Source organism: Synechococcus sp. MIT S9507 (assembly GCF_047304715.1).
Classification (GTDB): Bacteria; Cyanobacteriota; Cyanobacteriia; order PCC-6307; family Cyanobiaceae; genus Synechococcus_C.
This window is the reverse complement of the sequence record NZ_CP138970.1, coordinates 1,690,748-1,703,316: the sequence shown is the minus strand read 5'-3', so window position 1 is coordinate 1,703,316 and position 12,569 is coordinate 1,690,748. Positions and strand designations below refer to the sequence as shown.

The window sequence follows — 12,569 nt, the reverse complement described above, 5'->3', positions numbered from 1 at the left end:
TGAAGAAAGTTGGCGCTACGTGAACGACTGAACCCGCTGATCACCTATTTGTGAGCACTATCTTTGCTCCTTGCCGGCGATATGACGGCCTCAGCACCCTCCAAGGAAACCATCCTCGTGGTGGATGACGAGGCCAGCATCCGCAGGATCCTGGAAACCCGGCTTTCGATGATCGGGTACAACGTGGTCACTGCCTGTGATGGAACGGAAGCCCTGGAGAGTTTCCAGGAGTGCAATCCGGATCTGGTGGTCCTGGACGTGATGATGCCGAAGCTTGATGGCTACGGGGTCTGCCAGGAACTTCGCAAGGAGTCGGATGTTCCGATCGTGATGCTCACAGCTCTCGGTGATGTCGCCGACAGGATCACCGGACTGGAGCTTGGAGCGGATGACTACGTGATCAAACCCTTCAGCCCGAAGGAACTGGAGGCTCGAATTCGCTGCGTTCTGCGCCGTGTTGAAAAAGAGCATGCTGCGGGAATCCCCAACTCGGGCGTGATCCAGGTTTCGGATCTGAAGATCGACACCAACAAACGGCAGGTGTTCCGCAATGACGAGCGCATCCGACTCACCGGAATGGAATTCAGCCTGCTCGAGCTGCTGGTGAGCCGCTCGGGAGAACCGTTCAGCCGTGGTGAGATCCTGAAGGAGGTTTGGGGCTACACCCCTGAACGTCATGTCGACACCCGGGTGGTGGATGTTCACATCTCACGTCTTCGTTCCAAACTCGAAGATGACCCGGCCAACCCCGAGCTGATCCTCACCGCTCGCGGAACCGGCTATCTGTTCCAGCGCATCATCGATTCCGTTGCCTCCGAAGGATCCTGATCTCACCCCGGACGCTGCGCCGAGGATCAAAGCCCGACGCTCAAAGGCCGTTCGTCGTCTTGTGATCTGGTATCGGCGCAATGCGGCAGTGACGACACTTGTGGACACTGCAACCACATCAGCAAGTGCAGCCGGCAACGTGGCAGGTTCCGTCACCTCCATGGCAGGCACGGTGGTCAACAACGCCGGAAACATGGCCGGTTCAGTGTTGCAACCGGTGATGGATCCCTTGAGACGCCTGCAGGGGGGAATCCCTGGTGAGGAGCTCGAGATCAACGACGACGAGCGCATCTGGATGGCCGTGGATGGCATGGGTGGCGACAACGCTCCCGCTGCGATTCTTGAGGGATGTCTGCAGGCCATCGAGAGACTGGCGGTAAAAATCCGCTTCGTCGGCGAAACGGACCGGGTGATTGAAGCCGCCGCCGCGGCCGGACTAGGAGAGTCGATGAATGCGGCGATCGATGCAGGACTGCTGGAGCTGATCACCAGCGGGCCCTCGGTGGAGATGCATGAGGAGGCAACAGTGGTGCGACGCAAGCGTGATGCCAGCATCAACGTGGCCATGGACCTGGTGAAGCGGGGGGAGGCCCAGGCGGTGTATTCCGCGGGTAACTCCGGAGCCGTGATGGCCTCCGCCATCTTCCGGCTGGGACGACTGGCAGGGATCGAAAGACCCGCCATCGGCGCCCTGTTTCCAACGAAGGATCCAGGTCAGCCAGTTCTGGTGCTCGATGTGGGGGCCAACATGGATTGCAAACCCTCCTACCTGCACCAGTTCGCTCTGCTCGGAGACATCTACAGCAGAGATGTGCTTCAGGTGAGCAAACCCAGAATCGGCCTGCTCAACATCGGGGAGGAGGAGTGCAAGGGCAACGATCTCTCCGTGCGCACCCATGAACTGCTGATCGGGGAATCACGTCTGCACTTCGCCGGCAACTGTGAGGGCCGCGATGTGTTGTCCGGCGAGTTCGATGTTGTGGTCTGTGACGGCTTCACCGGCAACGTTCTGCTGAAGTTCCTGGAGTCGGTCGGAAGTGTGCTGCTCGGCGTGCTCAGAGCCGAACTGCCACGGGGGCGACGAGGCAAGGTTGGTTCCGCCTTCCTGCGCACCAACCTCAAGCGCATCAAGAAAAGGCTGGATCATGCCGAACACGGCGGAGCGCTGCTTCTGGGTGTCAACGGCATCTGCGTGATCGGCCATGGCAGCAGCAAGGCACTGTCGGTTGTCAGTGCCCTGCGTCTGGCCCATTCCGCCGCCAGCCATGGCGTGATGGACCACCTTGCCCAGCTGGGAGCGAAGGTCACCTCAAAGACCTGAAACGCAGGCCGACATAGAGATCATCAGATCTCGGCTGGCAGCCTGAGCAACCCTTTGGCCTGACAGGGGGTTCTGATGGACTGTGATTGACTGACGCCACCGCTTGGACCCTCTTTTGGCTGGAGCATCACCGCACTCCCGGGGCGTCGCTCTCATCGGCAGCGGCAGCGCTCAGGCAGCCCAGGTGCTCAGCAACAACCAGCTGGGGCTGCGGGTGGACACCAGTGACGAGTGGATCCAGAGCCGCACAGGGATCTCCACACGACGGGTGAGCAGTCCTGATCAACGCCTGAGCGACCTCGCGGCAGACGCGGGAAGGTCTGCTCTGGCCATGGCCGGCTGGTCCCCCAAAAGCCTCGATCTGGTGCTGCTGGCCACCTCCACTCCTGATGATCTGTTCGGAACCGCTCCGGCGGTGCAGGCCGCTCTTGGAGCCACCAACGCGGTGGCCTTTGATCTCACCGCCGCCTGCAGTGGCTTTCTGTTTTCGCTGGTGACGGCAGCGCAATTCCTGCGCACAGGCAGCATGCGTCGGGCCCTGGTGATCGGCGCCGACCAGTTGAGCCGTTTTGTGGACTGGGATGACCGCCGCAGCTGTGTGCTGTTCGGCGATGGAGCCGGAGCCGTCGCCATCGAAGCCGCCGATGAAGACGGGCTGCTCGGATTTCTGTTGCGCAGCGATGGCTCTCGCGGCGGAGTGCTGAACCTGCCTGCTCTCGACAGCAATGAAGTCCTGGCAGCGGATGCCCGGCATCGTCAGGGCGGGTACCGCCCGATCGAGATGAATGGTCAGGAGGTGTACAAGTTCGCCATCAGGGAAGTGCCTGCCGTTCTGCAATGCCTGCTTGAGCGCTGTGCAGTTGGCGCTGAGAGCCTCGACTGGCTGCTTCTGCATCAAGCCAATCAGCGCATCCTCGACGCGGTTGCCGATCGCTTCGCGATTCCCAGGCCGAAGGTGCTGAGCAACCTGGCGCACTACGGCAACACATCGGCGGCCACCATTCCGCTGGTTCTCGATGAAGCCGTGCGTGATGGACGCGTCCGGTCGGGGCACCTGCTGGCCAGCAGCGGCTTCGGCGCAGGCCTGAGCTGGGGTGCTGCTCTGTTCCGCTGGCAGGGTCCCGCTTAGGCTCCCAAGACCTTTGCACCACTGTGAATGTCGATCGCCTGGGTGTTCCCCGGACAGGGGTCTCAGAAAGCCGGCATGGCCGATCCCGTCCTCACCCTGCCTGGTGCACAGGAACGCTTTGACCTGGCCTCGGAACTACTCGGCAGAGATCTGCTCGCGATCTGCAGGGGGGAGGTCTCAGGTTCCGCTGACCCCTCCGATCTGAACGACACCCGGAACACTCAGCCGGCTCTGTTCGTTGTGGAATCGCTGATTGTGGACGAGCTGCTGCGCCAGAGCAGGGAACCCGACCTGGTGGCCGGACACAGCCTTGGGGAGCTCGTGGCTCTTTATGCAGCGGGTGTGTTTGATGCAGCCACCGGGCTGGCGCTGATGCAACGCCGCTCGGAGCTGATGGCGAACGCCCACGGTGGAGCGATGACAGCGGTGATCGGTTTCGATCGCAGCGAACTGGAGGAGGTTGTGAGTGCAACGGAGGGGGTGGTGATTGCCAATGACAACAGCGATGCCCAGGTGGTGCTGTCTGGGAGCCCGGCTGCGGTGAACTCCGTCAGTGAGACCGTCAGCTGCAAGCGCGCGATTCCCCTGGTCGTTTCCGGGGCCTTCCATTCCCCCTTCATGGCCAAGGCAGCGGATGCCTTCGCCACCCATCTGGATGGTCTCAGCTTCCAGGACGCGCGCTTTCCCGTGCTGAGCAACACCGACCCCACACCCAGCCTCGATTCCGCAGAGCTGAAGCAGCGACTGCGCCGCCAGATGACCACAGGTGTGCGCTGGCGCGAAACGATGACTGGGATGACATCCGCCGGGGTGGACACCCTGGTCGAAATCGGACCGGGGAACGTGCTCAGCGGACTGGCCAAACGCGCAATGAAAGGTGTCACCACCTCACAGCTGGCGAGTGCCGGCGACCTGGGCCTTTGACCATGAGCAGCAACCCTGAGGCCGACTCCACCGACCTGCAGACCTTCAAGGCGCCGCGGCCGAGTCTGGCCTACAGACTGGTCAGCGGCCTGCTGGTGTTTCCGGTTTTCAGGATTCTGTTCCGAGGACGCACCCGCGGCAACGGCAACGTCCCGATGGACGGGCCTCTGGTTGTCGTGGCCAACCACGGGTCCCATCTCGATCCACCGCTGCTTGGCCATGCCCTTGGCCGCCCGGTGGCGTTCATGGCCAAAGCCGAGCTGTTCAGCATCCCTCTTCTGGGAAGAGTGATCCGGGCCTGTGGCGCCTATCCGGTGAAGCGTGGCGCCAGCGACCGCGAAGCCATCCGCACAGCCACAGCAAGACTCCAGGAGGGCTGGGCGATCGGCGTCTTTCTTGATGGAACCCGCCAGGAGAACGGTCGTGTGAATCAGCCCATGCCAGGTGCAGCTCTCCTGGCGGCGAGATCAGGAGCAGCTCTTCTGCCCGTGGCCATTCTCAACAGCCACAGAGCACTCGGAGTGGGTCGCAGCCGACCACGGCTGGTGAGGCTGGAAATGCGGATCGGAATTCCTGTGCCCGCACCGAGCAGCCGGCGCAAACCGGAGCTGGAAGCGACCACACGCGAACTCCAGCAACGCATCAATGCTCTGCTTGATCAGGGAGCAGTGAACAGCTGAGGCCATTGTCTGCGGGCCCAGGGCTTGAGATCCCGACCTGTGATCACCCAGGCAACGGCACGCATTCCATCTCCGAAACGCTTGCCCAGGCCCTCATCACGGCATCTGGACCGGCAGCTGACGGGAACGCCCGTGAGCCGGATTCCACGGCTTCCGGCAACGATGCCACCCACTGCCATCGCCCGCGGCAGATGATCTTCACTGGTGACCAGCAGCAGATGGTGCACCCCATCGCGCTGCAGTTCATCCACCAGCGACGTGAAATTTCCAAGGGTGTCCTTGGCCCGGTAATCCAGCCGAACCCTGTCCGGCTCCAGACCGGCATCCCGCATCAACCACCGTGCATATTCGGGATTGGTCCCACCGCTGACCACCAGAGGAAGGTTCATCCGACGGGCCAGGTTCAGTCCCATGCGCTCACGATCGGCATCACCTCCGAGCACCAGAATGCGCTGCGGCTGATGATTGGTGAGGGCGGCCTCAACGAAAGGGCGCAAGGGGCCGGCGACGCCGGCACCGGCCAGCACCGCCGCACAAAGCAGCAGCGAACGACAACCAAGACCCATCAGACCGGCCCCACAGGCGATGTGGGGTAGATCGGCAGGACCGGATCCCAGGGACCAGGGAGATCGCGGACATGAAAGTCCCTGCAGCACTTCAGAAGCTCGAGCACATCTGCAGGAACATCAACGTCCATCGGAACGGTCGGAGCAGGTTGATCACGATCGTTGAGCAGGCGAGGGGATTCCAGCTCCTCGACCACGGTGTCCGCGATCCGATAGCGACCGGCCACCTTTCCTCGTCGGGGCAGCGTCTGCACAATCGAGAACGGCTGCTGCTGCTGCTGCTGCGGCAGCTGATTGCGCAGTCTGGGAGCCATCAGGGCGAAGCTGCTCACACCGTGCAGGGGCACTCCCAGCTGCTGAGCCAGCGTCCTCGCCAGCACAACGGTCAGACGCGTCCCAGTGAATCCGCCCGGTCCGGTGGCCACCGCCAGCCTCCTGATGCCGGTCCACTGATCCGCGGGCAGAAGCTGCTGCAGCGAAATCACCAGTTCATTGGTGAGAGCCCGTCCAAGCGAGCGACACAGCACACGGGCTTCCTGCAGGGGCGCTTCCGCGCCAACCAGTGCGATCCCGAGAGTTTCAGTGGAGCTGTGCAGAGCGAGCAGCCAGCCGCTCATGTAGGCACCTCCTCACCGGGCCTGAGTCTGCTCCAACGCCCCCGCTCCAGCTGAAACGATCCACAGCCCCTCACATCCCATTCGACACCAACCTGTCCAGCAGGCAGATCCATCACACTGATGTGAATTCGGGGATCTGACGGCTTGAGATCAGGCGTTTCAGCGAGATGTGGAGCACCGTGCTGCCGCTCCACAGCGTGATAGGCCTGACAACGGTCTACCCAGCGGCAGTCAACACAGATGCACATGCCCCCCCGCTGTGGTTCTCCTCCCATTCTGGCGGGAGATCGGGACAAGCTGGCTGAAATCAGTTTGCAGCGTCTGAAACCGGCAAAATGGCCGGTGTCACCGGCGCAGCTGCCGACAGGGGCGGTGCTGGTGGGGGGAGCGGTGCGTGACGCCCTCCTGGACCGACTCACGGACACCCCTGATCTCGACCTAGTGGTGCCTGGGAATGCCCTCGAAAGCACCCGGCAGCTGGCGCAGAAGCATGGAGGCGCCTGCGTTGTGCTGGATGAAGCACGCGACATGGCCCGCTTGGTGCTCAGGGGGTGGACGATCGATCTGGCCAGGCAGGACGGCGTAACGCTGGAGGACGATCTCAACCGTCGTGACTATCGGCTCAATGCCATTGCCCTGAGCTTCGATGGCGCCCCACGACTGATTGATCCGACAGGTGGCCTGGAGGATCTTCAGTCCAGCACGATCGTTGCAGTGGAGGAGGCCAATCTTCAGGACGACCCACTGCGCCTGCTTCGCGGCCTGCGTCTCATGGCGGAGCTCGAGATGCGCATGGCCCCGCTCACGCTGTCGATGTTGCGCCGCAACCGTGACCTGCTGCCGAAGGCCGCCCCCGAACGCATTCAGGCGGAACTGTTGCGGCTGACCGCCGCACCGGCCGCAGACCTCGCAATTGAGACCCTTCTCGATCTGGAGCTGCTGAAGCCCTGGACAAAGCAGAACAACACATCAGGTGATCAGAAGATTGCCGGGACCGTGAAGAACGCTGATCTGCTGACAGACAGCGAACGACTGCAGGCTCTCCCCCTTACGAGGCTCACCCAGCTGCTGCCTGATGAAGGGCTGAAAGAGCTCCGCTTCAGTCGCCGTCAGCTGAAGCGTTGTGAACGGCTGCGTCATTGGATCGAGCGTTCGACAGCTGAGCAGGGGGATCCGTGCCTTGAACAGCTCTCGGAACAGGAACGTTTGCAGCTTCACAAGGATCTTGAAATGGATCTGCCTGCGCTGATCGTGACCTGGCCCAAAGCACTGCAGCAGCCATGGCTGGAGCGCTGGAGAGACCCCCAGGACCCCCTTTTCCACCCTTACCCCCCTGTGAATGGAACGACCCTTCTGAATGCACTCCCCATCGCGGCGGGCCCCGCTCTGGGGGAACTGATTCAACACCTGTGCCTCGAGCGTGCGTATGGTCGGATCTCGACCGGCGAACAGGCGCTCAATGCAGCGCGATCCTGGTTGTCCCATCGAGCGGTTCAGGCAGACCCGAATGGGTCCTGTGATTAACTGCCCTAGCAGTGACGACAACGATCGGCCTGACACGCAGTCTTCCGTTTCCCTTCCCCGTTTCATGAGCGTGCGTCTTTACATCGGCAATCTGCCGCAGAATTTTGAAAGCAAGGAGCTTGAGGCTCAGCTCACCAGCGTGGGGGAGGGGATTCGCTTCAAGGCCGTTCTCGACCGCGAGACAGGTGCCTGCCGCGGCTTCGGCTTCGCCAATGTCGACGACGAGAAAGTCGCAGATGCCCTGATCGAGCAGTTCAACGGCAAGGAGTTCGGTGGAAACGCACTTCGTGTCGAACGCTCTGAACGACGTGACAGCAACGCAGGCGGTGGTGGTCGTCGCGGACAGGCAGGAGGTGGCCATGCCCCCGGTTCAGCCCGCAAAGCAGTGAATAAAGTTGTTCACAGTGACGCCAAGGCTGAAGAAGCTCCCGATCCTCGCTGGGCCGGTGAGCTCTCCAAGTTGAAGGACCTGCTGGCCAACCAGAAAACGGCTGTCTGAGACGACCGCATCAAGATCAAAAACCGGCCATCTGAAATCGCCGGTTTTTGATCGACAGCGAAGAGTTAGCGAGATTGTGCGAGCACGAAGGAGCGGGGAAGATCAAGCAGTTTGTTGAGTTTCCCGACATAGGCACGTTTGTTGAAAACGTCATAATCGTGGCGCTCAATCACGTCGAGAATTCCCCTGTAAAGACGCAGTGAGGTCCAGACAGGCCACCGGGCGTCACGTGAGAGCCAGCGCACGCCTGCCTCGGAACGATCAAACCACTCGCGGGCGCGACGCAGTTGAAACGCCATCAGATCCTTCCAGGCCTGATTGAGCCGTCCTGCCATCAGGTCGTCCTCGGAGTATCCGAAATGCTCGAGATCCTCCTGAGGAAGATAGATCCGGCCACGACCGCGATCTTCTCCGACATCACGAAGAATGTTGGTGAGTTGGTTGGCAATCCCCAGAGCGACCGCAGCATCCGATGTATCAGGGCTGTCACTCCAGGGTGCGGAGCTGTAGGCCTGATCCAGCCCCATCACCCCCTGTGTCATCAGACCGACGGTGCCTGCGACTCTGTAGCAGTAGAGCTTGAGGTCTTCGAAGCGGGGGTAGCGGGTCCAGGTGAGATCCATACGCTGCCCCTCGATCATGTCGAGATAAGGCTGAATGCTCTGAGGGAACCTCTCCAGCGTGTCAACCATGACCGCATCGAGTTCATCATCAACATGTCCCCTGAACAGATCACGGGTCTTCAGCTCCCAGCGATTCAGACGATCGGCCAGCTCAGCCTGAGGGCGCTCCTGAGCCTCAGGACTATCCATGAGCTCATCGGTCCGCCTGCACCAGACATAGATGGCCCAGATGGCCCTTCGCTTTTCATAGGGCAGCAGCAGCGTTCCGAGATAGAACGTTTTGGCCCACTCGGCGGTCTCCCGACGACAGGCCTCGAAGGCCGCGTCGAGATCCGATGCTGCGAGAGGCATGACTCAGGCCGAGACCGGCTCGCTGACAGGTGACGATGATGCCAGCTGATCGCTCTTGCGGTCCACCGCGCCAGCGCAGAGCTTGCCGCTCAGAACCGCACCTTCCATGGATGCGAGGTAGCGCTGCATTGTGTAGTCCCCAGCCAGGAAGAAGTTGCGGATTGGAGTGGTCTGATCCGGACGAAGCTGCTGGCAGCCAGGCGTGGTCTTGTAGACGGAAAGCGGTGTCTTCACCACCTTGTATTTGCGCAATGTGGCGGGGTTGTCTCCGCCGAAGTGGTTGGGGAACAACTTGTGCAGTTCGCCCATCGTGGCCTCGATGATCTCTTCATCCGAGCGTCCGATCCAGTCTTTGGCGGGTGCAAAAACAAGCTCCAACATCGACTTGTCGGGATCTTCGTACTCTTTGCAGGTGATGCTCATGTCTGCATAGACGCTGAGCAGCGGTGAGCGGCTGAACAACAGATGATCGATGTCGGTGAGTTTCCGATCGAACCAGAGGTGCAGATTGATCACAGGCACCCCTCGCAGGCCATCGAGCTTTTTGAAGATGTCCATCTGCTTCCAGGGCTGTGGCAGCAGCAGCTTGAAGGGATCAACAGGCAGAGCACTGACATAGGCATCAGCTGTGAGATCAAAGCCCTCCCTGCCCTTGATGCCGCCGATGTGGAAAGCAGCGACTGAGCCATCGTCATTGAGCTTGATCTCACGCAGTGGGCTGTCGAGATGAACCTCACCACCCAATGATTCAATGTGCTCAACCATGGGCTGGCAGAGCCTCTCGGGCGGCGCACCATCCAGAAACGCCATCTTGGAGCCACTCTTTTCCTGCAGGAAGCGGTTGAGAGCAGTGAGCACAACTGTGGCTGAGATTTCGTCGGGGTCGATGAAATTCAGAGCCTTACTCATGGCGATGAACACCTCATCATTGACCCGCTCGGGGATGTTGTGGACCCGCAGCCACTCAGTCCAGGAGTATTTATCGCACTCTTCGACATACCCCTGACCGCGGAGCATGGCGGGCACGAGACCCAGGCCGAAGCTGATCTTCTCCGGCCAGCTGAGCATGTCGTTGTTTCCCAGAATTGCGGCTACACCATTCACTGGGGCCGGCAGGTCGGGAAAATCAAAACGGCTGTAGGTGCCTGGTTCCTCCGGTTGGTTGAAAATCATCGAGTGGCTTTTCCACTGCAACCGGTCTTCGATATTCAGCTCCTTGAAGATCTGCAGCATGTTCGGGTAGGCCCCGAAGAAGATGTGAAGCCCGGTTTCGTACCAGTCACCGTCCTCGTCTTTCCAGGCCGCAACCTTGCCGCCCAGCACGTCGCGAGCCTCGACCACGACCGGCATATGACCAGCATCGGCCAGATACTTGGCGCAGGAAAGACCTGCCAGACCGGCCCCCGCGATGGCGACGCGCATGCTTCTGAACACAAGTTGAAAACAACCTTAAAAGGGGAGGTCTCCTCTCTGCTTCCTAAAGTCATCGACAACACGCCTGCGCGATCCTTCCATCGCTCCGCTGATTCATGGCCGAGACCCTGCTGAAAAGCACAACCCGCCACGTGCGCCTGTTCACGGCTCGGGTCGAAAATGGCGATCTGGTCGCTGACCCGAGCCGGCTCACCCTTGACCTGGATCCCGACAACGAATTCATCTGGTCTGACAGCACCGTCGCAACCGTTCAGGAACGCTTCCGCGAACTGGTCGAAAGCCATGCGGGTCAGGCGCTGAATGACTACAACCTGCGTCGTATCGGCACCGAACTCGAAGGCTGCATTCGCGAACTTCTTCAGGCCGGGAAGCTGAGTTACAACCCTGACTGCCGGGTCCTTAACTATTCGATGGGTCTTCCCAGGTCCCCTGAACTGCTGTGAGTCGTTCCCCCTACGACCGTTCCGGATCCGGCTACGACCGGAGAAACGGTGAACGCCGCCGTGACGAGTCCAGGAGAGATGACCGCCGAGAGATCAGGGGCTATGGAGGTCCACCACCACCGCCGAAGAACGGTGGCAACGGCATGAGCTTGAACACCGCCACCATCGCTGTTCTCGCCGGAGTGCTGATTGTGGGAATCGGCATCGGCAGTGCGGTCACCAGCACCACGCAGGGAGACCAGGGCAACATCGCCAGCTCTCAACAACTGGACATGGCGGTTCCAGACCCGGAATTCTGCAGACAGTGGGGTGCCAGTGCCTTCGTGATGGATATCGAGATGTACACAACGCTGAATCCATCCAGCAGTTTCGTGACACAGCCGACACTGCAGCCTGGATGCGTAATTCGACGAGAGAACTGGGCAGTGCTGCGCAAGGAAGGAGCCATCACCTCAGCGCAGGAACGCGAGTGCAAACAACGCATGAACACGTTTGCTTACATCGGCTCAGTTCGAGACAAACCGGTTGTGCGCTGCGTCTACCAGACCGACATCAGCCAAAACAAGTTCCTGACCAGGGGCGTGGCGGATGACACGGTTGGCATCACACCAGAAGCTGATCAGTTCTGATCGGTTCCCTCAGCTTCTTCGAAGTCATTTTCCTGAGGCGGAACGCCGCCTGTTCTTCCCTGGCGCAGAGGACTGTCGGCACTGGCGAAGACCGGCAGCACATCTCTTCGGAACGCTTCGGCAGCCCTTGAGCAGTAGCGGGATGGATTGGTGATCAGCTTGAGCTGACGACGCACCTGAAGGTCGACGACAGTCGGGCGTAGCAGGGTTCCGGCAGTGAGCTCGCGCTCGATCGAGACCACCGGCAGAAAAGCAGCGCCCAGGCCAGCCTGAACAGCATTTTTAATGGCCTCGAATGAGTTCAGTTCCATCTCGATACGCAGGCGCGGCACATCCAAGCCGGAGCGTCCAAGCAGCTGATCAACCATCTTGCGAGTGGTTGACTGCGCGTCCAGGCTGACAAAGCCAAGCCGATAGAGGTCATCCTTGCTGAGCTCCACCAGACGCGCGAGGGGATGCTTCACAGGCAGCACCAGAGCCAGCTCGTCGCTGGCATAGGGCACGACCTGAAGCAGTTCATTCAGTTCAGAAGGAAGTTCTCCTCCAATGATCGCCAGATCGATCTGTCCGTTGGCGACACTCCAGCCGGTGCGCCGCGTGCTGTGCACGTGCAGCTGCACGGCCACGTCAGGAAATTTCTGGCGAAACAACCCGATCATTCGAGGCATGAGATAGGTCCCTGTTGTCTGGCTGGCGCCGACCAGGAGAGACCCCCCTTTGAGGTCGTGGAGATCATCAAGCGCCCTGCACGCCTCATGGCACTGACTGAGAATTCGATCGCAGTAGCTGAGCAGAAGGTGGCCCGCTTCAGTGAGCTGAGCCTTGCGACCACCACGATCGAACAGGGCGACCTCCAGCTGCTTCTCCAGGTTCTGAATCTGCAGACTGACTGCCGGCTGGGTGACGTAGAGGCTGTCGGCCGCCTTTTTGAAACTGCCCTCACTGACGATGGCCCGCAGGATGCGCAGCTGATCCAGGGTGAAGGGCAGATCGGCCATGAA

15 protein-coding genes are annotated in these 12,569 nt (G+C 60.7%); 9 read left to right on the top strand and 6 right to left on the bottom strand.

Translation table 11 applies throughout. The features are described from left to right. The first annotated feature begins 81 nt into the window (after positions 1–81). From rpaB to SIB83_RS08900, 5 genes are all read left to right on the top strand, one after another. The gene (rpaB, locus tag SIB83_RS08920; protein WP_413405161.1) at positions 82–828 is read left to right on the top strand and encodes a response regulator transcription factor; all 747 of its coding nucleotides are present in this window, start codon (positions 82–84) and stop codon (positions 826–828) included. Further along, a complete protein-coding gene (gene plsX, locus SIB83_RS08915; protein ID WP_413745602.1) occupies positions 809–2,149 on the top strand; it encodes a phosphate acyltransferase PlsX in 1,341 nt (446 codons plus the stop codon). Before rpaB ends, plsX begins: the two co-directional genes overlap by 20 nt. A gap of 115 nt (positions 2,150–2,264) precedes the next feature. After that, the gene (locus SIB83_RS08910) at positions 2,265–3,278 is read left to right on the top strand and encodes a beta-ketoacyl-ACP synthase III (protein ID WP_413747341.1); all 1,014 of its coding nucleotides are present in this window, start codon (positions 2,265–2,267) and stop codon (positions 3,276–3,278) included. Positions 3,279–3,305: 27 nt separating this feature from the next. After that, a complete protein-coding gene (fabD, locus tag SIB83_RS08905) occupies positions 3,306–4,202 on the top strand; it encodes an ACP S-malonyltransferase (protein WP_413745601.1) in 897 nt (298 codons plus the stop codon). A gap of 2 nt (positions 4,203–4,204) precedes the next feature. After that, the gene (locus SIB83_RS08900; protein WP_413405155.1) at positions 4,205–4,882 is read left to right on the top strand and encodes a lysophospholipid acyltransferase family protein; all 678 of its coding nucleotides are present in this window, start codon (positions 4,205–4,207) and stop codon (positions 4,880–4,882) included. Here SIB83_RS08900 and SIB83_RS08895 read toward each other — a convergent pair. The 3 genes from SIB83_RS08895 to SIB83_RS08885 are packed head-to-tail and all read right to left on the bottom strand — an operon-like array spanning position 4,861 to position 6,313. Then, positions 4,861–5,448: a YdcF family protein gene (locus tag SIB83_RS08895; RefSeq protein ID WP_413745600.1), complete on the bottom strand. Its 588-nt coding sequence runs from the start codon at positions 5,446–5,448 to the stop codon at positions 4,861–4,863. The two genes, SIB83_RS08900 and SIB83_RS08895, sit on opposite strands and share 22 nt — an antisense overlap. Then, positions 5,448–6,065: a tRNA (adenosine(37)-N6)-threonylcarbamoyltransferase complex dimerization subunit type 1 TsaB gene (tsaB, locus tag SIB83_RS08890; RefSeq protein WP_413405153.1), complete on the bottom strand. Its 618-nt coding sequence runs from the start codon at positions 6,063–6,065 to the stop codon at positions 5,448–5,450. Before tsaB ends, SIB83_RS08895 begins: the two co-directional genes overlap by 1 nt. Continuing rightward, positions 6,062–6,313, bottom strand: coding sequence for a Ycf34 family protein (locus SIB83_RS08885; RefSeq protein ID WP_413405151.1), 252 nt, complete (start codon positions 6,311–6,313; stop codon positions 6,062–6,064). Before SIB83_RS08885 ends, tsaB begins: the two co-directional genes overlap by 4 nt. On the opposite strand from SIB83_RS08885, the gene SIB83_RS08880 reads away from it, so the two are divergent. Then, positions 6,312–7,589 (top strand): CCA tRNA nucleotidyltransferase, encoded by a 1,278-nt coding sequence (locus SIB83_RS08880; RefSeq protein WP_413745599.1) that lies wholly within the window; start codon positions 6,312–6,314, stop codon positions 7,587–7,589. The genes SIB83_RS08885 and SIB83_RS08880 overlap by 2 nt on opposite strands. A 64-nt stretch (positions 7,590–7,653) precedes the next feature. Beyond that, complete coding sequence (locus SIB83_RS08875) at positions 7,654–8,088, top strand: RNA recognition motif domain-containing protein (protein WP_413405148.1); 435 nt, start codon at positions 7,654–7,656, stop codon at positions 8,086–8,088. Between the two features lie 65 nt (positions 8,089–8,153). Here SIB83_RS08875 and SIB83_RS08870 read toward each other — a convergent pair whose 3' ends face one another. Together SIB83_RS08870 and pds are read right to left on the bottom strand one after the other, a co-directional pair. Further along, positions 8,154–9,062 carry a phytoene synthase gene (locus SIB83_RS08870; protein WP_413405146.1) on the bottom strand — a complete coding sequence of 303 codons (909 nt, stop codon included), beginning with the start codon at positions 9,060–9,062 and terminating at the stop codon, positions 8,154–8,156. 3 nt (positions 9,063–9,065) lie between these two features. Then, on the bottom strand, positions 9,066–10,484 hold the full coding sequence (gene pds / locus SIB83_RS08865; RefSeq protein WP_413745598.1) for a 15-cis-phytoene desaturase: 1,419 nt from the start codon (positions 10,482–10,484) through the stop codon (positions 9,066–9,068). A gap of 107 nt (positions 10,485–10,591) precedes the next feature. Here pds and ndhM point away from each other — a divergent pair, with 107 nt between their 5' ends. Both ndhM and SIB83_RS08855 read left to right on the top strand, forming a co-directional pair. Beyond that, positions 10,592–10,939 carry an NAD(P)H-quinone oxidoreductase subunit M gene (ndhM, locus tag SIB83_RS08860; RefSeq protein ID WP_413405142.1) on the top strand — a complete coding sequence of 116 codons (348 nt, stop codon included), beginning with the start codon at positions 10,592–10,594 and terminating at the stop codon, positions 10,937–10,939. Beyond that, complete coding sequence (locus SIB83_RS08855; RefSeq protein ID WP_413405140.1) at positions 10,936–11,568, top strand: DUF3172 domain-containing protein; 633 nt, start codon at positions 10,936–10,938, stop codon at positions 11,566–11,568. Before ndhM ends, SIB83_RS08855 begins: the two co-directional genes overlap by 4 nt. Here SIB83_RS08855 and SIB83_RS08850 read toward each other — a convergent pair. Further along, a complete protein-coding gene (locus tag SIB83_RS08850) occupies positions 11,559–12,566 on the bottom strand; it encodes a LysR family transcriptional regulator (protein WP_413405138.1) in 1,008 nt (335 codons plus the stop codon). The two genes, SIB83_RS08855 and SIB83_RS08850, sit on opposite strands and share 10 nt — an antisense overlap. Positions 12,567–12,569: the final 3 nt, after the last annotated feature.